Genomic DNA, 23,481 nt, shown 5'->3' with positions numbered 1-23,481 from the left:
TCCCGGCGGTCAGCGGCCCAGGGCCTTGCGCAGCTCCTGCTTGTTCATCGAGGAACGGCCGTCGATGTTCTTCTTCTTGGCCTCCTCGTAGAGCTGGTCCTTCGTCGGCCCCTGGGCCCCCTTGTGGGACCGCTCGCCGCCGCGCTGCGACGCGGACTTCTTGTCCTGCGTCGACGTCTTGCTCGCCGACTTCGACTCGCCGGAGCGCGCCCGTTCCTTGTTCACCGTCCGCGCGGCGATCTCCTTCGCCCGGCCCTTCGACTCGCCGCGCTGCTCCGCGCTCTTCTTGACGTGCTCGTACTGGCGCTCGCGCTTGGAGCTGGAACCCTGAGGCATGGTGTCTCCTTCGATGGGGGATTCAGGGGTGGGAGAGGACGACCAGGGAGTGCGCCTCCAGACGCACGGTCGCCTCGGCCTTGTACTCGGACTCGTCCGGCGCACCGTCGGGCTCCGCCGTGTCGACACGGGTCGTCCAGCGGGTGCCGTACGAGGTGTCGGGGAGTCGGAACTCCACCGCGTCCCAGTAGAAGTTGAAGAGCAGCAGGAACGAGTCGTCGACGACCCGCTCGCCGCAGGTGCTGCGCGCCGCGATGGCCTGGCCGTTGAGGAAGGCCCCCAAGGTGTGCGCGTCGGGCCGGTTCCAGTCGTCCGGTGTCATCGGCGCCGCGTCGGGCCGCAGCCACACCAGGTCCGGCAGGTCGTGCTCGCCGCCGGACGGGGCCTCGCCGCGGAAGAAGCGGCGCTGGCGCAGCACCGGGTGGGTGGCCCGCAGCGCGACGAGCTCGCGGGTGAAGGCCAGCAGGGCGGCCCGCTCGTCGTCGAGGTCCCAGTCGACCCACGACAGCTCGTTGTCCTGGCAGTAGGCGTTGTTGTTGCCGCGCTGCGTGCGGCCCAGTTCGTCGCCGTGGCTCAGCATCGGAATGCCCTGCGACAGCAGCAGGGTGGCCAGCAGATTGCGCTGCTGCCTGCCGCGCAGTGCGAGCACACCGGGGTCGTCGGTGGGTCCTTCGGCGCCGCAGTTCCAGGACCGGTTGTCGTCCGTGCCGTCCCGGTTGCGTTCGCGGTTGTCCTCGTTGTGCTTGTGGTTGTACGAGACGAGGTCGCGCAGCGTGAACCCGTCGTGCGCGGTGACGAAGTTGACGCTCGCCCGCGGCCTGCGCCGGTCGTGCTGGTACAGGTCGGAGGAGCCGGTGAGCCGGGACGCGAACTCGGCCAGCGTCCCCTCCCTGGCCCGCCACACATCACGGACGCAGTCCCGGTACTTGCCGTTCCACTCCGACCACAGCGGCGGGAAGTTGCCCACCTGGTAGCCGCCCTCGCCGAGGTCCCACGGCTCGGCGATCAGCTTCACGCGGCTGACCACGGGGTCCTGCTGGATGAGGTCGAAGAAGGCGGACAGCCGGTCCACCTCGTGGAACTGCCGGGCGAGGGTGGCCGCCAGGTCGAAGCGGAAGCCGTCGACATGACACTCGGTGACCCAGTACCGCAGCGAGTCCATCAGCAGCTGGAGCACGTTCGGGTGCCGCATCAGCAGGCTGTTGCCGGTGCCCGTGGTGTCGTAGTAGCGGCTGAAGTCGTGGTCGTCGAGGCGGTAGTACGACGCGTTGTCGATGCCGCGGAACGAGATGGTGGGACCGTTCTCGTTGCCCTCCGCCGTGTGGTTGTAGACGACGTCGAGGATGACTTCGAGGCCGGCCGCGTGCAGCGCCTTCACCATGCTCTTGAACTCGGTGACCTGCTCGCCGAGCGTGCCGTGGGCGGCGTACGCGTGGTGCGGCGCGAAGAAGCCGATGGTGTTGTAGCCCCAGTAGTTGGACAGCCCTCGGTCCCGCAGGAAGCCGTCCTGCACGAACTGGTGCACCGGCAGCAGCTCGACCGCCGTCACGTTCAGCGCGGTCAGATGCTCGAGGACCGCCGGCGTGGCCAGGCCCGCGTAGGTGCCCCGTAGTTCCTCCGGCACCCCGGGGTGTCGCGCGGTCAGGCCGCGCACATGTGTCTCGTAGACCACGGAGTCCGCGTAGGCGTGATCCGGTGGTGTGTCGCCCGACCAGTCGAAGTCCGGGTCGACGACCACCGAGCACAGTCCCTTGCCGTCGACACCGCCCTCGCCCGAGCGGTCGTGGACCGCCTTGGCGTACGGGTCGAGGAGGAACGCCTCCGGATCGCACCGGTGACCCGACGCCGGCTCCCACGGGCCGTGGATGCGGTACCCGTACTGCTGCGGCGGGCCGACATCCGGCACGTAGCCGTGCCACACCGAGCCGTACACCTCCGGCAGCGGCACCGTGCGCTCGGTGCCGTCGGCGTCCAGGAGGATCAGGTCCACACGTTCGGCCACGGCACTGAACAGGGCGAAGTTCGTGCCGTGGCCGTCGTACGTCGCTCCCAACGGATACGGGCGACCGCTGTGCACCCCGACCGGGGCAGCGGTGGTCCGTGCCGTCACGAGGCGGCGGCCGTGTCGACGATCGCGGGCTCGGGCTCGGGCGCGGCGACGGTCGTCGGCTCCGGCGCGGCGTGCGGCAGCGTCGTGCGCGGCACCTGGAGCGCCTCGCTCGCGTCCGGGACCGGACACATGGGCACGCGCACCTCGCGGTCGCCGATCGTGCTGCGCAGCGAGAACCAGACGATGTGCCGGGCGTCCTGGGTGCAGCTGCCCCACCCGTCGCTCATCGCCGCGAGCTGCGTCGAGCAGCGCCGCGACAGCTCCTGGGAGGTACCGGTGGCCGCGTCCTCGTACGACACGGCGCTGATCAGATGCTGCCCGTTCCACCACGCCTCGACCTCGATACGGGCGTCGGGACGACCCCGTACGGCGAGTTCGAGCAGCAGACCGAGGCCGCGGGTCACCGAGGGCGTCAGCGTTTCGAGGCCCCAGTAGCGCGTGTGCGCGGCGACGATGCGCTGGACCTGGCCGACCCGTTCGGGGATCGGGTCCACAGCGATGTGGTAGTAGCTGGGCGTTGCCTGGTGCATGGTTCCTGCTCCTCACCGCGACGCTCGCGGCCTGCCGGACTCGGCGGAGCCGTGCGGCAGGGGCCGTGAGCATCGGTCGCTCGAGAGTCACCATCAGCCTGTGCTCCGTACTCCATTCGTGCAACCCGAGCGTGAGCGGCCGGTGACCGTCGGTTCAACAGGACGGATCGCCGTCGACACCACACCATGGGTGGAGGAGCTGCCGACAGTGATCGCGCGCTCCCGCTCCGTGAACGACATCACTGAGGCCCACCGGGCCCGGCGCCGCGGAGGACCGGAGGTCACCCCATGGGCACGTCGCGTGTCACCGCGGAAGCACGCCGCTGTCTGGCGCGCTACCGCTTCTGGCAGCGCCGCTTCCTTGCCGCGCCCGCCGATCCCCGGGCCCGTGCCGCCTTCGGGCGCGCCGTCGCCGAGCTGTGCCGGGCGACGGGCGAGCGCTGCGGGCGCGAGGCCGCCGAGGCGGCCTCGCGCCCGCAGCGCGGCGACACCCCACGACCTCGCGACATCGGGCGCCTTCGTAGGCCACTCGCGGACAACCGGGAAAGGTGACATCGCATGACGACGCAGTCGCACACACCCGCCGTGCCCGTCCCGATCGAGGACGTACGCCCATCGGTCGACGGAGGGAGGCGCCCGGCCAAGTCCGTGGTGGGGGAGTGCTTCCCGGTCTCGGCCCTGGTCTTCGTCGAGGGCGACGGAGTCCTGTGCGCCGAGGTGGTCCTGCGCTCGCCGGACGGTGACGAGGTCGGCCGATGGCCGATGCGGGAGCTGGCTCCCGGCTCCGACCGCTGGGGTGCCGACGTGAGCGTCGACCGGCCCGGCCGGATGAGCTTCTGCGTCCGGGCCTGGCGCGACCCTGTGGCGACCTGGATGCGCGCCGCCGAGATCAAGGTGGGCGCCGGCGTGGACACCGAGATCACGCTGGAAGAGGGCGCCGTGCTCCTGGAGCAGGCGCAGGCCCGGTCCGCGACGGACGAAGCGCGCGCCGTCCTGGGGAAGGCAGTCGACGCTCTCGGTGACGCCGCCCGCACCCCGCAGGACCGGCTCGCCGCGGCCCTCGACCCCGCCGTACGCACGGCGCTGAGCGGGAGCCCACTGCGTGAGCGCCCGACCGAAAGCCGTGAACTGCCGCTTCTGGTCGAGCGGGAGCGGGCGTTGTTCGGGTCGTGGTACGAGTTCTTTCCGCGCTCTGAGGGGGCGGTGGTGCGGCCGGGTGAGGCGCCGGTGAGCGGGACGTTCCGGACGGCGGAGCGTCGGCTGGACGCGATTGCGGCGATGGGGTTCGACGTGGTGTATCTGCCGCCGGTGCACCCGATCGGCCGGACCTTCCGCAAGGGGCCGAACAACTCGCTGACGCCGGGTCCGGACGATGTGGGGGTGCCGTGGGCGATCGGTTCGCACGAGGGCGGGCACGACGCGATCCATCCGGACCTGGGCACCTTCGACGACTTCGATCATTTCGTGGGGCGGGCGCGGGAGCTGGGCATGGAGGTGGCCCTGGATTTCGCGCTGCAGTGTTCGCCGGATCATCCGTGGGTGGACAAGCATCCGGAGTGGTTCCACCACCGCCCCGACGGGTCGATCGCGTATGCAGAGAATCCGCCGAAGAAGTACCAGGACATCTATCCGATCGCGTTCGATGCGGACATGCCGGGGCTGGTCGCGGAGACGGTGCGGATCCTGCGGCTGTGGATGGGGCACGGGGTGCGGATCTTCCGGGTCGACAATCCGCACACCAAGCCGGTGGTGTTCTGGGAGCGGGTGATCGCCGACATCAACGCGACCGACCCGGATGTGATTTTTCTGGCGGAGGCGTTCACGCGTCCGGCGATGATGCACACGCTGGCCGCGATCGGTTTCCAGCAGTCGTACACGTACTTCACCTGGCGCACCACGAAGAGTGAACTCACGGACTATGTGAGTGAGTTGGCGGGGGAGGCGGCGGCGTACATGCGGCCGAACTTCTTCGTGAACACCCCGGACATTTTGCATGAGGTGTTGCAGGAGGGCGGCCGTCCGGCGTTCGAGTTGCGGGCGGTGCTGGCGGCGACGCTGTCGCCGACGTGGGGGGTCTACAGCGGGTACGAGTTGTGCGAGAACACTGCACTGCGGGCGGGCAGCGAGGAGTATCTGGACTCGGAGAAGTACCAGTTGCGTCCGCGGGACTGGGCGGCGGCCGAGCGGGAGGGCCGCACCATCGCCCCGCTGATCACGGAGCTGAACGCGATCAGGCGCCGCAACCCGGCGCTGCGCACGCTGCGCGGGGTGCACTTTCATCACGCGGACAAGGACGCGGTGCTGGTGTTCTCCAAGTCGGCCCGGACCGGGCAGGGTTCGAACACGGTTCTGGTCGTCGTGAACCTCGACCCGCACCACACCCAGGAAGCCACCGTCCGCATCGACCGCGAAGCCCTGAACGTCCCACCGGGCGAGGACTTCCAGGTGCGCGACGAACTGACCGGGCGCACCTACGCCTGGAGTGACACCAACTACGTGTGTCTGACGCCGGGCGAGACGCCCGCCCACATCTTCACCATCGGTTGAGCCAGGCAAGCGCCCGACCGCAACCCGCATGACCAAGCGAGGGAGAGCACCCTCATGACCACGGAAGACTTCACCCTGTCCGCACGCCCGGACAACCGTCTGCCCAGGGACCCCGACTGGTTCAAGCGAGCCGTGTTCTACGAGGTCCTGGTCCGTTCCTTCCAGGACAGCAACGGCGACGGCATCGGCGACCTGAAAGGCATCACATCGAAGCTGGACTATCTCCAGTGGCTCGGCGTCGACTGCCTGTGGCTGCCCCCGTTCTTCAAGTCACCCCTGCTGGACAACGGGTACGACGTGGCCAACTACATCGTCACGCTCCCCGAGACCGGTGATCTGGTCGACTTCGTGGAGTTCGTGGACGCGGCGCACCAGCGCGGTATGCGCGTGATCATCGACTTCGTGATGAACCACACGAGCGATCAGCACGAGTGGTTCCAGCAGTCCCGCTCGGACCCGGACGGCCCGTACGGCGACTATTACGTGTGGGCCGACGACGACAAGCAGTACGGTGACGCGCGCATCATCTTCGTCGACACCGAGGCCTCGAACTGGACCTTCGACCCGGTGCGCAAGCAGTATTACTGGCACCGCTTCTTCTCCCACCAGCCCGACCTGAACTACGAGAACCCGGCCGTGCAGGAGGAGATCCTGGCCGCCCTGCGGTTCTGGCTGGACCTGGGCATCGACGGCTTCCGCCTCGACGCGGTCCCGTACCTGTACGCGCAGGAGGGCACGAACTGCGAGAACCTGCCGGCCACGCACGAGATGCTCAAGCGGGTCCGCAAGGAGATCGATGCCAACTACCCGGACGTCGTGCTGCTGGCGGAGGCGAACCAGTGGCCCGAGGACGTCGTCGACTACTTCGGCGACTTCCCCTCGGGCGGCGACGAGTGCCACATGGCGTTCCACTTCCCGGTCATGCCGCGCATCTTCATGGCGGTGCGCCGCGAATCCCGCCACCCCGTCTCCGAGATCCTCGCCAAGACTCCCGCGATCCCGTCGGGCTGCCAGTGGGGCATCTTCCTGCGCAACCACGACGAGCTGACCCTGGAAATGGTCACCGACGAGGAACGCGACTACATGTACGCGGAGTACGCCAAGGAGCCCCGGATGCGGGCGAATGTCGGCATCCGCAGACGTCTGGCGCCCTTGCTGGACAACGACCGCAACCAGATCGAACTGTTCACCGCGCTGCTGCTGTCGCTGCCGGGCTCGCCGATCCTGTACTACGGCGACGAGATCGGCATGGGCGACAACATCTGGCTCGGCGACCGCGACGCCGTCCGCACCCCCATGCAGTGGACGCCGGACAGGAACGCGGGTTTCTCCTCGGCTGACCCGGGACGCCTCTTCCTGCCCACGATCATGGATCCGGTCTACGGGTATCAGGTCACCAACGTCGAGGCGTCGATGGCGTCGCCCTCGTCGCTGCTGCACTGGACCCGCCGCATGATCGAGATCCGCAAACGCAATCCCGCCTTCGGCCTCGGCACCTACACCGAGCTGTCCTCGTCGAATCCCGCGGTCCTCGCCTACCTGCGGGAGTACAAGGACGACCTGGTGCTGTGCGTGCACAACTTCTCCCGCTTCGCGCAGCCCACCGAGCTCGACCTGAGGGCCTACGACGGCCGCCACCCGGTCGAGCTGATCGGCGGCGTCCGCTTCCCCGCCATCGGTGAACTGCCCTATCTCCTCACCGTCGGCGGACACGGTTTCTACTGGTTCGGACTGAGCGAGGCCGCCGAGCCGGCCCGCACCTCGGACCGCATCCCGGGGGGACCCTCAGGATTGGACCCGACGCGATGACTCAGCCCCTGATCGAACGCGACGACGTGCGGCCCGCGCTGCTCGGCTCCTCCCTCAACGCCCTGCTCGGCCGCTGGCTGCCGCGTCAGCGCTGGTACGCGGGCCGGGGCCGGCGGATCACGGAGGTGTCGGTGGCGGCCGCGACCGCCCTGACACCCGAGTGCTTCCACCTCCTCGTCCGCGTACGCGAGGCGGGTGAACAGGACGAGGCCTACTACCAGTTGATCCTGGGCGCGGCCGCCGACCCGCCGCCCCGGCTGTGGCAGCACGCCATCGGACAGGTCGACGGACCCACAGGCGGCGCCCTCATGGTCTACGACGCCGTGCACGACCACCGCGTGGCCATCCTGCTGCTCGACCGCATCCGCCAGGGCGGCAGGACCGGTGTACTGCGCTTCGAGTCCTTCCCGCGCACCTCCGTTCCCGCCGACCTCACCCCGCGAGCGATGTCCGCCGAACAGTCCAACACCTCGATCGTGTACGGCGACCGGCTCATCCTGAAGCTGTTCCGCCGCATCCAGCGAGGCATCAACCCGGACCTGGAGGTCACCGCGGGACTCGCCCGATGGGGGCACCGCTCGGTGCCCGCGCCCACCGGCTGGTTCTTCGTGACGGAACCCGTCTGGGGCACCCTCGGCATGGTCCAGCCCTATCTCGCCGACGCCACGGACGGCTGGGAACTGGCTCTCAACTCCGCCTCCACGCAAGGCGACTTCGACAAGCAGGCGTGGGGTCTCGGCCGTACGACCGGCGAACTGCACGCCGCGCTCGCCCAGGCCTTCCCCACCTCAACGCCCGAGGAGCACCATCTGCCCCGGCTCGCGGAGGAGATGCTGCACCGCCTGAAACACGCGGCGGACGCGGTCCCCGCCCTGCGCCGCCATGTGCCCGCGCTCCAGGGCATCTTCGCCGAGGCCGCGACGACCCGCAGCGACCTTCCGCTGCAACGCATCCACGGGGACCTCCACCTCGGCCAGGTCCTGTGGGCCGACGGCGCCTGGCACGTCGTCGACTTCGAGGGCGAACCCTCCCGCCCCCTCGCCGAGCGCCGCGCGGACCGGTCACCGATCCGCGACGTCGTCGGCATGCTCAGGTCCTTCGACTACGCGGCACACATGAGCCCCACGCCACGCCCCGAGTGGGCCGAGCGGTGCCGCACCGCGTTCCGCGCCGGATACAGCGAGGCGGGCGGCTTCGAACCGGCCGACGCACCGCAACTCCTGCGCGCCTACGAGGCCGACCGCGCCGTCTACGAGGTGCTGTACGAGGCCACCCACCGCCCCGACTGGATCACCGTTCCCCTGAAGGCAGTGGCACGCCTCGCCGACCCCCGCTGACCCGGGCCTTTCTCCCGAAGGAGCCGACCATGACCGTCCACGCCACCGCGGACCCGCCCCTGCGCCGACGGGCGAAGGCGGCGCCGGGCATCGACGCCGGAACCCGTGCGGCCCTGCTGTGCGGCACCCACCACGACCCGCACGCCGTCCTCGGCGCGCATCAGGCACCGCGGGGCACGCTCGTGCGCTGCCTCCTGCCGTACGCGCTGGAGGTCGCGGTGCTGGTCGGTGACACGGCGTGGGAGCTGCGGGACACGGGCGACGGCCTCTTCGAAGGTGTGCTCCCCGAGGTCACGGTCCAGGGCTACCGGCTCCAGGTGACCACCGCCGACGGCGTGACCGAGGTGGACGACCCGTACCGATTCCTGCCCGCGCTGGGGGAGTTGGACCTGCACCTGATCGGTGAGGGCCGCCACGAGGAGCTGTGGACGGCGCTGGGCTCTCATGTCATGACCCACCAGGGTGCTCAGGGCACACGTTTCACGGTGTGGGCGCCGAACGCCCGCGGTGTCCGCGTCGTCGGCGGCTTCAACGGCTGGGACGGGGCCTCGACCCCCATGCGCTCCCTGGGCTCGACCGGCATCTGGGAACTGTTCCTGCCCGGCGTCGGCGAGGGCGAGCTCTACAAGTACGAGATCTTCGCCCCCGACGGCTCACGCCGCGAACACGCGGACCCGATGGCCCGCCGCACCGAGACACCACCGGCCACGGCGTCCATCGTCGACGTGTCCCACTACGAGTGGCGCGACACGGCGTGGTTGGAGCAGCGGTCGGCGCGTCCGGTGCATGAGTCGCCGTTCTCCGTGTACGAGGTGCATCTGCCGTCCTGGCGCCCCGGCCTGACCTACCGTCAACTGGCCGAGCAGCTGCCCGCCTACGTATCCGAACTCGGGTTCACGCACGTGGAGTTCCTGCCGGTGGCCGAGCATCCCTTCGGCGGCTCCTGGGGCTACCAGGTCACCGGCTTCTACGCCCCCACCGCCCGCCTGGGCACACCGGACGACTTCAAGCACCTCATCGACGCCCTCCACCAGGCCGGCATCGGCGTCCTCATGGACTGGGTGCCCGCCCACTTCCCCCGCGACGACTGGGCCCTGGCCGAGTTCGACGGCCGCCCCCTGTACGAGCACGAGGACCCGGCCCGCGCCGCCCACCCCGACTGGGGCACCCTCGAGTTCGACTACGGCCGCACCGAGGTCCGCAACTTCCTCGTCGCCAACGCCCTGTACTGGTGCGAGGAGTTCCACATCGACGGCCTGCGCGTCGACGCGGTCGCCTCCATGCTCTACCTCGACTACTCCCGCGAGGACGGCCAGTGGACCCCCAACCGCCACGGCGGCCGGGAGAACCTCGACGCCGTCGCCTTCCTCCAGGAAATGAACGCCACCCTCTACCGGCGCGTGCCCGGCGTCGTCACCATCGCCGAGGAATCCACCGCCTGGGACGGCGTCACCCGCGCCACCCACCACACCGGCCCCACCGGCTTCGGCGGCCTCGGCTTCGGCCTCAAATGGAACATGGGCTGGATGCACGACTCCCTCGACTACATGAGCCACGAACCCGTGCACCGCAGGTACCACCACAACGAGATGACCTTCTCCATGGTGTACGCCTACAGCGAGAACTACGTCCTGCCCATCTCCCACGACGAAGTCGTCCACGGCAAACGCTCCCTCGTGTCCAAAATGCCCGGCGACTGGTGGCAGCAACGCGCCAACCTCCGCGCCTACCTGGCCTTCATGTGGGCCCACCCCGGCAAACAACTCCTCTTCATGGGCCAGGAATTCGCCCAGGGCGCCGAATGGTCCGAGGTCGAAGGCCTGCAATGGCATGTGACCGAGGACGATTGGCCGGCCCGTGAGGACCACCTCGGTGTGCGGCGGCTGGTGGCTGACCTGAACCGGCACTACGTGACACACCCCGCCCTGTGGGAGCGTGACACCGACCCGGCGGGCTTCCGCTGGCTCCTCGCCGACGAGGCGGACGACAACGTGCTCGCGTTCCTGCGCCACGCGGCCGACGGGACACCACTCCTCGCGGTCTGCAACTTTTCTCCCGTGGTCCGGGAGGGTGTCGGGCTCGGCGTGCCGCGGACGGCTTCCGGCGCCTGGCGCGAGATCATCAACACCGATGTCACGGGGTACGGCGGCAGCGGCGTCGCCAACGGGGCATCGCTCCCGCAGGAGCCCGTGGCCCGCCACGACCTGCCCGTTTCCCTCACCGTATGCCTTCCTCCGCTGGCCACGCTGTGGCTGGCTCCGGAAGATTGAGGGACCTGGATGAGGGGCACTCGGGCGGTGCCAGGCCAAAGTCGCGGCGGGCCTGGGACGCGGGGGCGGGCCATGCCTCTCGGATCGGTGGATCGGTACGGAATGAATACCTCTACGACAGCGCGCCACAACGACCTGAACAGCAGCTCGGTGTTCGGCGCCCCCTGCTGGGTGAGTCTGACGACACCCGCCCTCGACGAGGCGGAAGCCTTCTACCACGCGGTCCTGGGCTGGGACTGGCGCGTGGGCAGGCTGGGGGAGCAGTACCGCTTCGCCAGCGTGCGCGGCGTCCCCGTGGCAGGTGTGTCGGCCATGGGCGTGGGAGCGACGCCCGGCGTGTGGACCCCCTTCTTCGCCGTGGGAGACGCCGACGACACCGTGGCCCGCAGCCGCGAACGCGGAGGCACCACGGCCGTCGGGCCGCTGTCCTTCCCGCCCGGACGCGCGGCCGTCCTCGCGGACCGCGACGGCGCCTCCTTCGGCATCTGGGAGGGCGAGCTGGTCAGCGAGTGGGAGAAGTGGCGCCGCGCCGCCCCCGCCTTCGTCGAGCTGCACACACGTGACGCCTTCGACGCGACGATCTTCTACGCCGAGGTGCTCGGCTGGGCGTCCGGCGGCCCGGGGTGCTGCGAGGTCCGCTACGAGGACGAGGAGGTCGTCCTGCGCAGTGGCGACGACGTCGTGGCCCGTATCCACTCGGGCGCCGTGGACTCGGCGCCCGATCCGTCGGTGCGGCCCCGCTGGCAGGTCCACTTCTCGGTGGAGAGCGTGGCCGCCTGCGTACGGGCGGCGCGCGAGCACGGCGGCAGCGTTCTGGAGGGCGACGAGAACGCCGCGGAGGCGGTCCTGGCAGACCCGTCCGGGGCCCGGTTCGTGGTCAACGCCATGGAAGACTGACGGGCACCCGACCCCAGGAACGGAGCCCATCCATGAAGGCGGCGCGCTTCAGCCGTTTCGGCGGCCCTGACGTCCTCGAGCTCGTCGACCTTCCCGACCCGCACCCTGGACCCGGCGAGATCCGCATCGCGGTGCGCGCCGCCGGGGTGAACGCCAGCGACTGGAAGAAGCGGCAGGGCCTGATGGACCAGGAGCTGCCTCAGACGCTCGGCTACGAGGCCGCCGGCGTCGTCGACGAGATCGGTGAGGGTGTCACGGACGTCGCGCTCGGTGACCGCGTGTTCGGCTTCGGCGGCGACGGCGCCGCGCAGGGGGAACTCGCCGTCCTTTCGGCCTGGGCGCCGATTCCTCGGTCGCTCGACTTCGCCGCCGCCGCGGCACTGCCCTCATCGGTGGAGACCGCGGCGCGCGCCCTCGACCAGCTGGGCGTCGAGGACGGCACGACCCTCCTGATCAGCGGGGCGTCCGGCAGCGTCGGCAGCGCGGCCGTCCAGCTGGCCGTGGCGCGCGGCGCGCGGGTCATCGGCACCGGCAGCCCGGCCACCCACGACCACCTCAGGGCACTCGGCGCGGAACCGGTCGCGTACGGAGAGCACATGCCCGACGACGTACGGACCATCGCCCCCGACGGAGTCGACCGGGCTCTCGACGTCGCGGGCAGCGGCATCCTGCCCGACCTGATCGCCCTCGCGGGCGGCGCGGACCGCGTCCTCACCGTCGCCGACTTCGCCGGAGCGCGTGAGCACGGCGTGCGCTTCAGCCGCGGCGACTCGGGCCGCGCCCTGTACGCCCTCGCCCAGGTGGCGGCCCTGGCCGAGGCGGGCCGCTTCAGCCTCCCCGTCGCCCGCACCTTCCCGCTGACGGACATCGCCGAGGCCCATCGGGTCGGCGAATCGGGCGAGTTCCGCGGCAAACTGATCCTGCTGCCCTGACCGTCAGGGCAGACTCTTCAACGGCCACGGATTCCGCGCATTGCGCCGCACCGCCGCCCGGATGTGCACCATCGCCACGAGGGCACTCATGTCCGTCTTGCCCTCGGTGTGCCGCACATGGTCCTTGCAGAACCAGAGCGCGTTCTCGGGATGTCCTTCGTGCCCGAGCGGCGGCTGGATCGCTCGGAAGTAGACGAGCGTGAAGCTCTTGTACTCCTGATTCAGGTTCGTCACCCCGCAGACCTGACACATCGGCGGCATCACACTCGATCAACTCCCCTCCACGGCACGGCTCGTGACGTCGATCCTATGCGGGCCCGTATCCACCGGAATCTCGGGCAAACTGTCCCCGTGGCAGACGAGAACGCACCCCTCACCCCGTCGGAACCGCACGATGCGGACGTACCAGTGGCGGCGGAGGAGGTGATCGAGGAGGACCGGGAGGAAGAGGTCGCGTACGGGCGCGCGCCGAAGCGCAAGCGCCGCCGCCCGGCCCGCCGCCCCGTCGAGAGCGCGGAGGACGCCCTCAAGCGCCAGGCCGAGCCCGAGCTGATGAACGAGATCCTGGCCGGCGGCGCCGTCGCCGCCTCGTTCACCGCCGCCGCGGGCATCGCCAAGGCCAAGATCGAGGCCACCACCCAGCGTCGTAAGAACGAGCTCGACGCGGAGACGGAGCGGCTCCGGATCGAGTCGGAGGAGCGCATCGCGCGGCTCCAGGCCGCGGCGACGGCAGGGACCGACCCCGAGGACGCCGAGAACAGCGAGGCGTGACGCCGCGCGTCCGGCAGAGCCCGACCGGTCACGGTTGACGAGCCGAGCGCGGGAAACTAGTTTCCTCTCAGGAAACTAGTTCTGTTGACGCACAGCGATGGAGGGTCCCATGTCCGAACCCCACCAGCCCACCGCCGACGAGGCCGCCCAGGCGGCGCGGGCATTGCGGGACATCGACGCGCGCCGCACCCGAGCGCGCGAGAGCACCGGCAGCGCCCGCTGGGTGGACGTCGTGTTCGGTGTCCTGACCTTCGCGGTGCTCGCCGCGCCGGACTTCTTCGGCGCCGAGGTGAGCGGCTGGGCCACGCCCGCGTTCTCGGCACTGGCCGTCGGCTACGTCGTCCTGCTCAACACCCGCCGAGGCTCCGCCCTGCTCGGACAGCGTGCCCGGCTCCGCAGGAGTGAGGTCTCCGGGCGATACGCCCTGGTGGCCCGCCTGCTGATCCTCTTGTGCGCCGCGGTCGGCATCGCGTTCGCCCTGCTCCAGCCGGACCTCGGCGTCCACGTCCCGTACTGGCGAACGGCGCTCGGCGTCGTCCTCGGCGGCGCGCTGATCCTCTTCGGCGGACGCATGCAGCGCGCGCTGACCTCCGCGGCGACGCGGGAACGACACACCACGGGAAGCGCCCTCAATGGCCACATTTGAGTACGACACCGTCCTCCTCGACCCGACGCGCCTGACGCTCGTCTCACTCCTTGCCGGCGTGGAGTGGGCCGAGTTCGGGTGGCTCCGCGAGGAGGCCGGCGTCTCGGCGTCCGCGCTGTCCAAGCAGGTCAGCACCCTGGAGTCGAAGGGCTACGTCGAGGTCAAGAAGGGGTACGTGGGCAAGCGCCCGCGCACCTGGGTGAGCCTCAGCGAGACCGGCCGCAGCGCCTTGGAGAGCCATGTCGCCGCCCTCCAGCAGGTCGTGGAGACATCACGGCACCGCCGCACCGACGACTCATAAGGGGCCCGCGCGACAGCGCTCCCGCTATAAGAACACCTGATACCCCCCTCGCGGATTCCCGTCTTCCGCCACCGCGATCACCGTGGTTCCCTCACGTGAACTCACGCCGTGGTGAGAGGAATCCCCGTGACAGCTCTGCACACCGCGATCGCCATCCTGGTGGTCGTCCTGCTCATTCTGGTGCCCAAGGTGGAACCGGTGATCGCCCTGGTCGTCGGCTCGCTCTACCTGGGCATCGCGACCGGCCTCGGCTTCGAGGGCACCATCAGGACCATCGTCGACGGCTTCGGCGACATCATGGCCGAGGTGGGACTCCTCATCGGCTTCGGTGTGCTCCTCGGCTCCCTGCTCAACTCCATGGGAGCGCTGCAAAAACTCGTCGAGAAACTGCTGCGCCTCCTCGGCCCCGGCAAGCTGCCCTACGCGCTCGCCGGCGCCCTCAGCGCCGTCTTCCCGTCGATCTACGTCGACGTCCAACTCGTCCTGGCCGCCCCGCTCGCCAAGTCCGCCGCACCCCGCATGGGACGCCTCGGACTGCCCATGATGGGCGGCGCGTTGAGCGCGGGCATCCTCGTCGGCTACGTGTTCGTGGTACCAGGGCTCGGAACCCTCGCGGTCGCCGGACTGCTGCACGTGCCGCTCGGCACGATGCTGGTGTACGGCTTCGTCCTCGGCCCGCTCGCGGCCCTCCTGACCACGTTCCTGTACGGGAGGCTGCTGCGGGTCGGCCTGTGGAACGCGGACACCGACGAAGTGACCGCCGACGCCGAGGCTGCCGACGCCGAGTCCGCCTCCCAGGAGGCCGTGAGCGAGGAGACGCCGACCGGCACCCGCCGCCCGCTGCCGCCGCTGTACCTCTCCCTGCTCCCCATCGCTGTACCGCTGCTGCTCATCGCCACCGGCGCCATCGCCGACGCCGCGGGCGTGAAGTCCGACCTGCTCGCCTTCCTCGGCGACCCGGCGTTCGCCCTGTTCGCCGGCCTCGTCGGCGCGTACGTCCTGGCCAAGCGCGTACTCACCGGCGAACGCGTCGAACAGGCCGTCACCGAGGGCTTCCACAGCACCGGCCAGATCCTGCTCGTCACGGGCGTGGGCGGATCGCTCGGCGCGGTCATCGGCAAGACGGGCCTCGACAAGGTGCTCTCCGGGATCTTCTCCGCCGACGCGGGCATGTCCACCGTCGTGACGATCCTCTTGGTGTGGCTGGTCGCCGCGCTGCTGCACCTGGCCATCGGCTCCATCGGCGTCGCCGCCATCGCCGCGGCCGGCATCATCGCCCCGATCATGGGCGACCTCGCCGTGCCACCCGCCGTACTGGCCCTGGCCATCGGCTCGGGCTCGCTCTTCGCCCTCCAGGTGAACAGCAACTTCTTCTGGATGTTCCAGCCGCTCCTCGGGGTGACCACCCGCGGCGCGCTCAAGGCACTTACGTTCGTGACCGCGATGGCCTCGGTGGTCTCGTTGGTCCTGGTCGTCGCCGCGAGTCTCGTGGTGTGAGCGCCTCAGACCCGCCGCCGTAGCAGCAAGTACGAGAGAAAGATGCACATGCAGCCCCTCCGCGACATCACCGTCGTCTCGCTCGAGCAGGCCATCGCCGCTCCGTACGCCACCCGCCAGCTCGCCGACCTCGGCGCCCGTGTCATCAAGGTGGAGCGGCCCGGCGCAGGCGATTTCGCCCGCGCGTACGACAGCCGGGTGCGCGGGCTCAGCTCGCACTTCGTGTGGGTGAACCGCAACAAGGAATCGCTCACCCTCGACATCAAGGACCCGCAGGGTATGGACGTGCTGCGTCGGCTGCTCGCCGACGCGGACGTCTTCGTGCAGAATCTCGCGCCCAGCGCCGCCGAGCGGGCGGGACTCGGCTGGGCCGAACTCCATGCCGCCCACCCGAAACTGATCGTCTGCGACATCTCCGGCTACGGCGCCCCCGGCCCGTACGCCACCGCGAAGGCCTACGACCTGATGGTGCAGAGCGAGTCCGGACTGCTCTCGGTGACCGGCTCGGCGGAGGAGATGGCGAAGGTGGGCATCTCCGTGTCCGACATCGCCGCCGGCATGTACGCCTACAGCGGCATCCTCGCCGCACTCCTCGAACGCGGCCGCACCGGCGAGGGCTCTCATGTCGACGTGTCGATGCTGGAGGCCACCGTCGAGTGGCTGGGTTTCCCGCTGTACTACGCGTACGACGGCGCTGAGCCGCCGCCGCGCGCGGGAGCGGCGCACGCCACCATCTACCCGTACGGCCCCTTCACCGCGGGGGACGGCAAGGTCGTCATGATGTGCATCCAGAACGAGCGCGAGTGGGCGGCCTTCTGCGAACGCTTCCTGCACCGCCCGGAGCTGGCCACGCACCCCGACTACGCGGGCAACGCGGCCCGCAACGCCCACCGCGAGGCCCTGGGCGCGATCATCTCGGCACGGTTCGCCGAACTCACTGCCGCAGAGGCGGTGGACCTCCTCGCGGCCGTCCCCGTCGCGCACGCCCGCGTCAACTCCCTGGACGAGGTGTGGCAGCACCCGCAGCTCGCCGCCCGCGACCGCTGGCACCAGGTCGCGACCCCGGCCGGGCCGATTCCCGCGCTCGCCCCACCGGGCCTCGTCGGCGACACCCCGCGCATGGACCCCGTCCCCGGCCTCGGCGAGCACACCCGCGCCATCCTCGCCGAGGTGGGCCTGACCGACGCCGAGATCGACGACATGACCGCCCGGGGGACCGCATGACAACCTCGACGGACCTCCTGGCCACGGCGGTGACCTGGCTGTTCGTGCCGGCCACGCGCCCCGACCGCTTGGCGAAGGCGGCCGCGAGCGGCGCCGACGCCGTGATCGTCGACCTGGAGGACGCCGTCGCGGCGGGGGAGAAGGCGGCTGCTCGCGATCACCTGCGTGCGGCGTGGCCGGAGGGCGTGGACGTACCGATCGCCGTGCGGATCAACGGCCCGCGCACCCCCGAGTACGCCGACGATCTCGCCGCATGCCGAGCCCTGTCACCCGCCGCCGTCGTGCTGCCGAAGACGGAGTCCGCCGCGCAGGTGCGGGACGCGGCCGAGGGGAGTGGCGGCATCCCCGTGCTCCCGCTCGTCGAGACCGCACGCGGTCTGGTGCACCTCGACCGCATCACGGCCGAACCCGCCTGCGCCCGCCTCCTCTTCGGCAGCATCGACCTCGCTCTCGACCTCGGTGTGTCCGACGACCGGGCCCTGGACGCGGCCCGCTCCGACCTCGTCCGCTGGTCGGTGGCGAACGGGCTGCCCGCGCCCGTGGACGGCGTGACCACGGCCGTCCGCGACGAGGCCGCCGTGACGCGGGACGCCGCGCGCGGCCGGGCCTGGGGCTTCGGCGGCAAGCTCTGCATCCACCCCGCGCAACTCCCGTACGTACGTGGGGCCTTCGCCCCCACTGAGGAAGAGGTGGACTGGGCGCGGCGCGTGCTCGCCGTCGGGGACGACGCGGCGGCCACCGTGGACGGTGAGATGATCGACCGGCCGGTCGTCGAGAAGGCCCGTCGGATCCTCAGCAGGGCGGACCTCGACACGCGGCAGACAAAGCCATAAATCGACAGCTCGGCGGCTGGGCAGGTCGGCGGCTCACCCGATCGCCCGGGCGGCGGCTCGAAGGTGGGCGCGCGAGCCGTCGATCGTCTCAGCGAGAGCCGGAAGGCGGCAGTGAACCCCGTGTCCGTGGACGTCGCACAGTTGCGTGACTTCATCGCCGTCGTCGACGCCGGCAGCCTGTCCCGGGCCGCCGGCGCGCTGCACGTCTCGCAGCCCGCCATCAGTCAGCGCATGGCCCAGCTCGAGGCCCACCTCGGCGTCCGGCTCCTCGACCGCGGCCCGCGCGGAGTGCGGCCGACGTCGCGGGGCCTGACGCTCTATCGGGACGCGCAGCAACTGGTGCGCCAGTTCGACCGGCTCGCGCAGGACATCACCGGCGCCCGGCAGCCGGTGCACGGCCCGGTCGCCATCGGCCTGCCCACCACGGTCGCCGCCCCGCTCGCCCCCGCCCTCTTCTCGTGGGTGCGCGCCCACTACCCGGACGTCCACCTGCAACTCTTCGAGTCGATGAGCGGCTACGTCCACGAACTGCTGCTCGCCGGACGCCTCGACCTGGCCGCCGTCTTCCGCGAGGACGACTCGCCGCGCACGGGGGAACTCCCGCTGTACTCCGAGGAGCTGTACCTGATCGGCGACCCGGACCCGGCCCCCGCGAACCCGGACGAGGTGTCCCTGCGCGACTTGAGCGAGGTGCCGCTGGTGACACCGGGCGTGCGCAGCAACCTGCGGGCACTGGTCGACCGGGCGTTCGCCGCCCACGGCCTGGAGCCCAGGAACGTCGGCGACGTGGAGTCGCTCGGCACCCTGATCCGGATCGCGGAGAGCGGCGAGGCGTGCACGATCCTGCCCCGCTCGGTAGCGGCGGTCCACGGCACGCGGGACCGCCTGGCGGTCCGCCGCATCGTCGACCCGTCACTGCGCCGCCACATCGCGGTGCGCACGGCCACGGACGGCTACGAGCCGCGGGAGGCGGTGGTGGCGGTCCGGCGCGGAATCGTCGAGGTCACGAGGGAACTGGCGGCATCGGGCCGCTGGCCGGGCATCCACCTGACGTAGCGGCATCGAACATACGTCTCCTGGTCCGGGTCGCCTGGGCAGGTGACAGTTCCCGGCATCCCGCACCCCGGCGGTGCGCCGCATCGTTCGCCGGGCATGAAGAAGATCATCAGCGCCGCAGGACTCGCCCTCGCCATCACCGGACTCGCCGCGCCTGCCCAGGCCGCGAACGGCAGCAACCTCGGCTCCGGAGTCGGCATCGCGGACGACTGGAACGCCACCGACGCGGTCACCTGCCTTCAGGAGGTCGCCGTCACTCCCGCGCTCGGCGGCGGCCACATGGGCGAGCACACGGAACACTGCAAGGACGGCAGCCTGATCACCCACGGCAAGTAGCGAGCCCCCTGGCCGCCTCTACGCTTGCCGAGTGGACCACTCCGAACTGCTGCGGGACCAGGCCGCGCTGCGCGCCGAGGCGGACGCCGTCCATCGCGACCTCCACCTGGCCGAACGACTGACGGCCATCGGCACACCGACCGTCGTCGGAAGCGCGGCGCTGGGCGTGATGGTCCGCCGCGACCTGGACATCGACGTGGCGTGCGCGACGCTGGACGCCTCCGCCGTGGCGGCGGTCGGCGCCCGGCTCGCCGCGCACCCGCGCGTCCGCGTCGTGACTTTCCGCAACGACACCGGAGCGTGGAACACCGAACCGGACGTCTACCCCGACGGCCTCTACCTCGGCGTGGAATGCCTGTCACCGGCCGGATCGGTGTGGACCCTCGACATCTGGTTCCTCACCGACCCCGAACGCCAGCCGTCGACGGCCCACTTGACCACCCTGCTGCCGCGCCTCACGGACGAGCTCCGCGCACACATCATCGACATCAAACGGGCGTGGGCCGACCGCCCCGAGTACGGCGGCCCGGTGAAGAGCGTCGACATCTACCGCGCGGTCATCGACGACGAGGTCCGCGATCCCGCGCAGTTCGAGGAGTGGATGACCCGGCAGAGGCAGCGGCACCGGTGACGCGCAGCCTGTTCCCCGCCCGCCGGTCCTGCACCCCGACGACCACGGTGAGCGCCGCCCCGGCCGCGATCGGCGCGAGAAGCCCCACGAAGAACCACCACGGCACGTCGGACACCTCGCTCGTACGCCACATCACGAGGTTGCCGACGATGAACGAGATCCCGATCCCGAGGTTGGTGACAAGCATCGCCACGGCCATCCGCCGGGCACCTTCGCGGGTGGCGGGGCGCTGACTGCCCGTGATCGCGAACCGCGGTTCCCCGCCGGGCAGTTCGGCGGCCGGCGTGGCCCTCAGCAGCAGTGCGGCGGTGACGGACAACAGCACGGTCACCCCGGCGTAGACGAAGACCAGCATGAACGCCGCACCCACGGACTTGTCCGTCCAGGCGTCCACGCCACTCCCGCCGATGTGCTGCGGAATCCGTTCGGGCAGCCGCGGATACACGACAACACCCCAGACCACCATCCCGACCAGCACCACCACACCGGCGGCGAGCCAGGTCCAGGGGAAACGCGGAGGGCTGTACGTGTCGTTCGGCATGCCCCCATTGTCCCGGGACACAACCCCCGTGACCTTTCCCGCCCTCGGCAACGATCCACTGGAACCGATTGCCGGGTGGCGCTTCAGCTCTGGACGTCTGCCGCACAGACTTGGTTGTGGGAGTCGGACGTTCTGGGGCGGGACGCGAGTCATGGGGGCTATGTCTTCTTTCCCTCGCTCAGTTGGGAGTGCAACTGCCGGGCTCTCGATGCTCCGACCCTGAGTTGCTTGCGGAGAGTCTCCGCCGAAACTGGGCGGTGGTGCGCCTCCCGGTGTCGGAGGTCTATGCGGCGGGCCGCCTCGAGCAGCGGTTCTTCCCGCCCGTCTGGGCGTTTCGGCCGGGGCCGCCTGCTGCGGTTGCCATCGTGGGGCGACGCCGGGTGAGTCAGGAGCTCCACAGCGAGCAATAGCGCGATTGGGGGCCACCCTGCCACGAGCACTGGTTTCCACGCCAACGCCGGGGCGGCCGCGATATTGGCCGCCAAGGACACCGCGATCGCGAGGACGAACGAGAGCCACACGAGGGGATGGTCGCTGTGGGGCCTGCTGCTCGTCTGCTTGAGGAGAGCAGTCGTCGCCAACAGAAGAAGACCATCCACCGACAGGGGCCACAGTGACGCGCTGACTGGGTCGGCTCCACCCTGTAAGGCGAACGCTCTCTGATGAACGTAGGAGGCATACGCCGCCACACCCGCCACGGTGAGCGTGCACCCACCTCGGAGACAGGCGTCGGGGGAAAGGAGCCTGTGCCCACTCGTCCGGTTCGGCTCGTGGCCCCGGGGAGGGGTTCCGTGTGAGGCGTTCATCGTGCGTCCCGGTTCGACGCCCCGGTAAGTCGGCGCTCACCCCTGGTCGATTTTGGGTGGCGGCGGCAGAGGTGGCCCGTGGCGTTCCGTCCAGTGCATCAGGGGGACGAGAGCGCCGAGTAGGTCTTCTCCGGCCGAGGTGATGCGGTATGTCGTGTGGTACGGGAAATCCGTCTCTCGGTCCTTCTCGATCAGCCCGAGCTCCCGCATCTTGGCCAGCGTGCGGTTGAGTACCGAGTCCTGGATATAGCGGCGGCCCGAATTATGCTCTGGGTCCCCGGAGTTGCAGCAGTTCGTGCGTACCTCCTCCAGCAGTGCGCTGTACTGGTGGGGGTTGGCAGCGAGCACTTCGAGGATGTCCGCGAGCCACTCACGCCGCAGCAGACGCAGCGCATAGCGAGACCGGTGGGCCACCGATACTGGAGGTGGTTCAGAGGAAGGGGGCACCTCGGCCTCCTGCGCCCGCGACGTGGCGCCCTGCAGTATGGCCCGCCAGCGGGCGAACGAGGTACGGCGGGAGGGATTGGTGCCCGACCGGCGACACATGGCTGCCTGTTCCCGTCACGCGGGCGCAGAGTTGTCCGGCGCCGCGCAGCGGAGGAAGCGGAGTAAGGCGCGCGGGTCAGTCAGACCGGTGACGTCCTGGGGCCTGACCAGCCAGTATGGGCCGGGCGGACTGGTCGTGGCCAGAGCGGGGACGACGATGTAGCTGTGGTGGCCGAGACCGCGTGACGCCGGGGCATCCCAGGTCGCGGCCGTGTCGAGGGGCATGAGGAAGTAGACGCTGGGGACCTTCATGTCGAGGTCGGCGATGACAGGGCCGAGCCGAGCAGGGGAGAAGGTTCGGAAGGCTCGGACCACGTTCACGCCCAGGACCTCCGGGACACGTACGGCTTCCCACCAGATTCCCGAGCGGATGGCCTGCGCGCCCTCTTCCGGGGCCCAGGCGGTGGAGTGGAGCAGGTTGGCTTGCCGATAGGTCTTCATGGTGTGTCCAGGGGTGCGGTGCAGCGGTTGAGGAGCGTGGAGAGGACCGCGTAGACGTGCTCCACGCCGAGGGGCGAAAGCGCCAACTCCCGTTCGGCTGTGCGCGGGAGGCAGTGCTGGGGTGCCAGCATGAGTCGGTACCCCACGTCGTAGGTGACTCCGTCGCCGCCGGCGTTGCATGGCTGTCGTCCGATGCCGCCGGTGGGAATGTCGGGGTGGGGGATCGCGACGCGAACCTGGTCGCCGCCGTTCCGCTTGGCCTGGCGCAGGGCGGTGTCGCAGTCCAGCAGAAGGTCGGACAGGGCGCCGCGCGGCAGGTTGCTGGCGACCGCGATGCCCATGGAGACGGTCTGTCCGGCCAGCGTGGTGAACACGCCGCGCTGGGTGCGCACTTTGACGACGAGAGCTCGGACCTGGTCCCGCATGTGGAGGGCGAGCGAGAGTGTCCGGTTGAGGTCCAGGTCGGGCAGCAGTATGAGGAACTCGTCGCCCGCGCAGCCGCCGTAGCGACCTACGATGCCGGTGTCACCGCTGCCGCGGCGGAGCACCTCCGAGATGGCATGCAACATGTCGTCGCCGGCGGGGTGTCCGTACGTGTCGTTGATCGCCTTGAAGCGGTCGACGTCGGCGAGGATCAGGGCCAGGGAACGTCGGTCGCGGCGGGCGTCGGCCACGGTGGCGGCTGCGCGTCGGTCCCAAGTGTGCCGATAGAGCGCGCCGGTGACGGCGTCGACGAGTGACTCGCCGCAGACGGTGCAGCGTCCGGGTTGCTCGTAGGCATCCGCACCCGGGGCTGCTGCGGAGGGCCCGTCGCTCGGCGGTGGCTGAGACGGCGGAGGCCCGGCGCAGGGATTGGGGCTTGAATCGTGGAACGGCGTTGCATGCTGATCCATGGTCATCGTCCCCTCGTGGCATCGGCACGAGGTCACGCCGTGGGGCCGAGGTTCCGCATCGGCGATTTTTACGGCCGGCGAAGGCGGGACCCTCCTTTTACGGATCTTTTTGGTGAGCAGGCCCCAAGCGATTGTTCGCGCTTCAGTTATTCACGAATTGACAACTCTTGGGTGATCGTTGGAAGTTGCCG

General features: G+C 70.2%; 25 protein-coding genes. 16 read left to right on the top strand and 9 right to left on the bottom strand.

Going from position 1 to position 23,481, the window contains the following annotated elements; all coding sequences use genetic code 11:
- Positions 1-9 precede the first annotated feature (9 nt).
- The 3 genes from ACTWJ8_RS03075 to ACTWJ8_RS03065 are packed head-to-tail and all read right to left on the bottom strand — an operon-like array spanning position 10 to position 2,976.
- On the bottom strand, positions 10-336 hold the full coding sequence (locus tag ACTWJ8_RS03075; RefSeq protein WP_356379780.1) for a plasmid stabilization protein: 327 nt from the start codon (positions 334-336) through the stop codon (positions 10-12).
- 22 nt (positions 337-358) lie between these two features.
- On the bottom strand, positions 359-2,446 hold the full coding sequence (glgX, locus tag ACTWJ8_RS03070) for a glycogen debranching protein GlgX (RefSeq protein ID WP_443262769.1): 2,088 nt from the start codon (positions 2,444-2,446) through the stop codon (positions 359-361).
- Entirely contained in the window at positions 2,443-2,976 is a 534-nt protein-coding gene (locus tag ACTWJ8_RS03065; RefSeq protein WP_443262768.1) for a pep a2, read from the bottom strand. Before ACTWJ8_RS03065 ends, glgX begins: the two co-directional genes overlap by 4 nt.
- 288 nt (positions 2,977-3,264) lie before the next feature.
- Here ACTWJ8_RS03065 and ACTWJ8_RS03060 point away from each other — a divergent pair, with 288 nt between their 5' ends.
- The 7 genes from ACTWJ8_RS03060 to ACTWJ8_RS03030 all read left to right on the top strand — a co-directional run bounded on the left by ACTWJ8_RS03060 (position 3,265) and on the right by ACTWJ8_RS03030 (position 12,768).
- Positions 3,265-3,528 (top strand): DUF5133 domain-containing protein, encoded by a 264-nt coding sequence (locus tag ACTWJ8_RS03060; protein WP_443262767.1) that lies wholly within the window; start codon positions 3,265-3,267, stop codon positions 3,526-3,528.
- Between the two features lie 6 nt (positions 3,529-3,534).
- The gene (locus ACTWJ8_RS03055; RefSeq protein ID WP_443262765.1) at positions 3,535-5,523 is read left to right on the top strand and encodes a maltotransferase domain-containing protein; all 1,989 of its coding nucleotides are present in this window, start codon (positions 3,535-3,537) and stop codon (positions 5,521-5,523) included.
- 54 nt (positions 5,524-5,577) lie between these two features.
- The gene (treS, locus tag ACTWJ8_RS03050) at positions 5,578-7,332 is read left to right on the top strand and encodes a maltose alpha-D-glucosyltransferase (protein ID WP_443262764.1); all 1,755 of its coding nucleotides are present in this window, start codon (positions 5,578-5,580) and stop codon (positions 7,330-7,332) included.
- On the top strand, positions 7,329-8,669 hold the full coding sequence (locus ACTWJ8_RS03045; RefSeq protein WP_443262763.1) for a maltokinase N-terminal cap-like domain-containing protein: 1,341 nt from the start codon (positions 7,329-7,331) through the stop codon (positions 8,667-8,669). The genes treS and ACTWJ8_RS03045 overlap by 4 nt, the downstream gene beginning before the upstream one ends.
- A gap of 29 nt (positions 8,670-8,698) precedes the next feature.
- Complete coding sequence (glgB, locus tag ACTWJ8_RS03040) at positions 8,699-10,939, top strand: 1,4-alpha-glucan branching enzyme (protein ID WP_443262762.1); 2,241 nt, start codon at positions 8,699-8,701, stop codon at positions 10,937-10,939.
- 102 nt (positions 10,940-11,041) lie between these two features.
- A complete protein-coding gene (locus tag ACTWJ8_RS03035; protein ID WP_443262761.1) occupies positions 11,042-11,836 on the top strand; it encodes a VOC family protein in 795 nt (264 codons plus the stop codon).
- 32 nt (positions 11,837-11,868) lie between these two features.
- Positions 11,869-12,768, top strand: coding sequence for an NADP-dependent oxidoreductase (locus tag ACTWJ8_RS03030; protein WP_443262760.1), 900 nt, complete (start codon positions 11,869-11,871; stop codon positions 12,766-12,768).
- 3 nt (positions 12,769-12,771) lie between these two features.
- Here ACTWJ8_RS03030 and ACTWJ8_RS03025 read toward each other — a convergent pair whose 3' ends face one another.
- Positions 12,772-13,002 (bottom strand): hypothetical protein, encoded by a 231-nt coding sequence (locus ACTWJ8_RS03025; protein WP_443262759.1) that lies wholly within the window; start codon positions 13,000-13,002, stop codon positions 12,772-12,774.
- A gap of 117 nt (positions 13,003-13,119) precedes the next feature.
- On the opposite strand from ACTWJ8_RS03025, the gene ACTWJ8_RS03020 reads away from it, so the two are divergent.
- The 9 genes from ACTWJ8_RS03020 to ACTWJ8_RS02980 all read left to right on the top strand — a co-directional run bounded on the left by ACTWJ8_RS03020 (position 13,120) and on the right by ACTWJ8_RS02980 (position 20,063).
- Positions 13,120-13,539 (top strand): hypothetical protein, encoded by a 420-nt coding sequence (locus tag ACTWJ8_RS03020; RefSeq protein WP_443262758.1) that lies wholly within the window; start codon positions 13,120-13,122, stop codon positions 13,537-13,539.
- A 109-nt stretch (positions 13,540-13,648) separates the two neighbouring features.
- Positions 13,649-14,185, top strand: a complete 537-nt coding sequence (locus ACTWJ8_RS03015; protein WP_443262757.1) for a hypothetical protein — start codon at positions 13,649-13,651, stop codon at positions 14,183-14,185.
- Positions 14,172-14,486 carry a winged helix-turn-helix domain-containing protein gene (locus tag ACTWJ8_RS03010; protein ID WP_356381719.1) on the top strand — a complete coding sequence of 105 codons (315 nt, stop codon included), beginning with the start codon at positions 14,172-14,174 and terminating at the stop codon, positions 14,484-14,486. Before ACTWJ8_RS03015 ends, ACTWJ8_RS03010 begins: the two co-directional genes overlap by 14 nt.
- A gap of 126 nt (positions 14,487-14,612) precedes the next feature.
- Complete coding sequence (locus ACTWJ8_RS03005) at positions 14,613-15,983, top strand: GntP family permease (RefSeq protein WP_443262756.1); 1,371 nt, start codon at positions 14,613-14,615, stop codon at positions 15,981-15,983.
- Positions 15,984-16,031: 48 nt separating this feature from the next.
- A complete protein-coding gene (locus ACTWJ8_RS03000) occupies positions 16,032-17,207 on the top strand; it encodes a CaiB/BaiF CoA transferase family protein (RefSeq protein WP_443264790.1) in 1,176 nt (391 codons plus the stop codon).
- Positions 17,204-18,040 carry an HpcH/HpaI aldolase/citrate lyase family protein gene (locus ACTWJ8_RS02995; protein WP_443262755.1) on the top strand — a complete coding sequence of 279 codons (837 nt, stop codon included), beginning with the start codon at positions 17,204-17,206 and terminating at the stop codon, positions 18,038-18,040. The genes ACTWJ8_RS03000 and ACTWJ8_RS02995 overlap by 4 nt, the downstream gene beginning before the upstream one ends.
- A gap of 120 nt (positions 18,041-18,160) precedes the next feature.
- Positions 18,161-19,096: a LysR substrate-binding domain-containing protein gene (locus tag ACTWJ8_RS02990; RefSeq protein WP_443262754.1), complete on the top strand. Its 936-nt coding sequence runs from the start codon at positions 18,161-18,163 to the stop codon at positions 19,094-19,096.
- 96 nt (positions 19,097-19,192) lie between these two features.
- Positions 19,193-19,432, top strand: coding sequence for a hypothetical protein (locus tag ACTWJ8_RS02985; protein WP_356381730.1), 240 nt, complete (start codon positions 19,193-19,195; stop codon positions 19,430-19,432).
- 31 nt (positions 19,433-19,463) lie between these two features.
- Positions 19,464-20,063, top strand: coding sequence for a hypothetical protein (locus ACTWJ8_RS02980; RefSeq protein WP_443262753.1), 600 nt, complete (start codon positions 19,464-19,466; stop codon positions 20,061-20,063).
- On the opposite strand, the gene ACTWJ8_RS02975 is transcribed toward ACTWJ8_RS02980, so the two are convergent.
- From ACTWJ8_RS02975 to ACTWJ8_RS02955, 5 genes are all read right to left on the bottom strand, one after another.
- Positions 19,990-20,604 (bottom strand): DUF1648 domain-containing protein, encoded by a 615-nt coding sequence (locus ACTWJ8_RS02975; protein WP_443262752.1) that lies wholly within the window; start codon positions 20,602-20,604, stop codon positions 19,990-19,992. The genes ACTWJ8_RS02980 and ACTWJ8_RS02975 overlap by 74 nt on opposite strands.
- A gap of 158 nt (positions 20,605-20,762) precedes the next feature.
- A complete protein-coding gene (locus tag ACTWJ8_RS02970; RefSeq protein ID WP_443262750.1) occupies positions 20,763-21,410 on the bottom strand; it encodes a DUF2637 domain-containing protein in 648 nt (215 codons plus the stop codon).
- A 36-nt stretch (positions 21,411-21,446) separates the two neighbouring features.
- Positions 21,447-21,824, bottom strand: a complete 378-nt coding sequence (locus ACTWJ8_RS02965) for a winged helix-turn-helix transcriptional regulator (RefSeq protein WP_443262749.1) — start codon at positions 21,822-21,824, stop codon at positions 21,447-21,449.
- 147 nt (positions 21,825-21,971) lie between these two features.
- Entirely contained in the window at positions 21,972-22,397 is a 426-nt protein-coding gene (locus ACTWJ8_RS02960; RefSeq protein WP_443262747.1) for a hypothetical protein, read from the bottom strand.
- Entirely contained in the window at positions 22,394-23,290 is an 897-nt protein-coding gene (locus tag ACTWJ8_RS02955) for a GGDEF domain-containing protein (protein ID WP_443262746.1), read from the bottom strand. Before ACTWJ8_RS02955 ends, ACTWJ8_RS02960 begins: the two co-directional genes overlap by 4 nt.
- Between the last annotated feature and the right edge of the window lie 191 nt (positions 23,291-23,481).

Origin of the sequence: Streptomyces sp. SDT5-1, from assembly GCF_052245995.1 — a bacterium.
Classification (GTDB): Bacteria; Actinomycetota; Actinomycetes; order Streptomycetales; family Streptomycetaceae; genus Streptomyces.
Note: the sequence above shows the minus strand (reverse complement) of the source record. Positions and strands in the feature narration are given on the sequence as shown.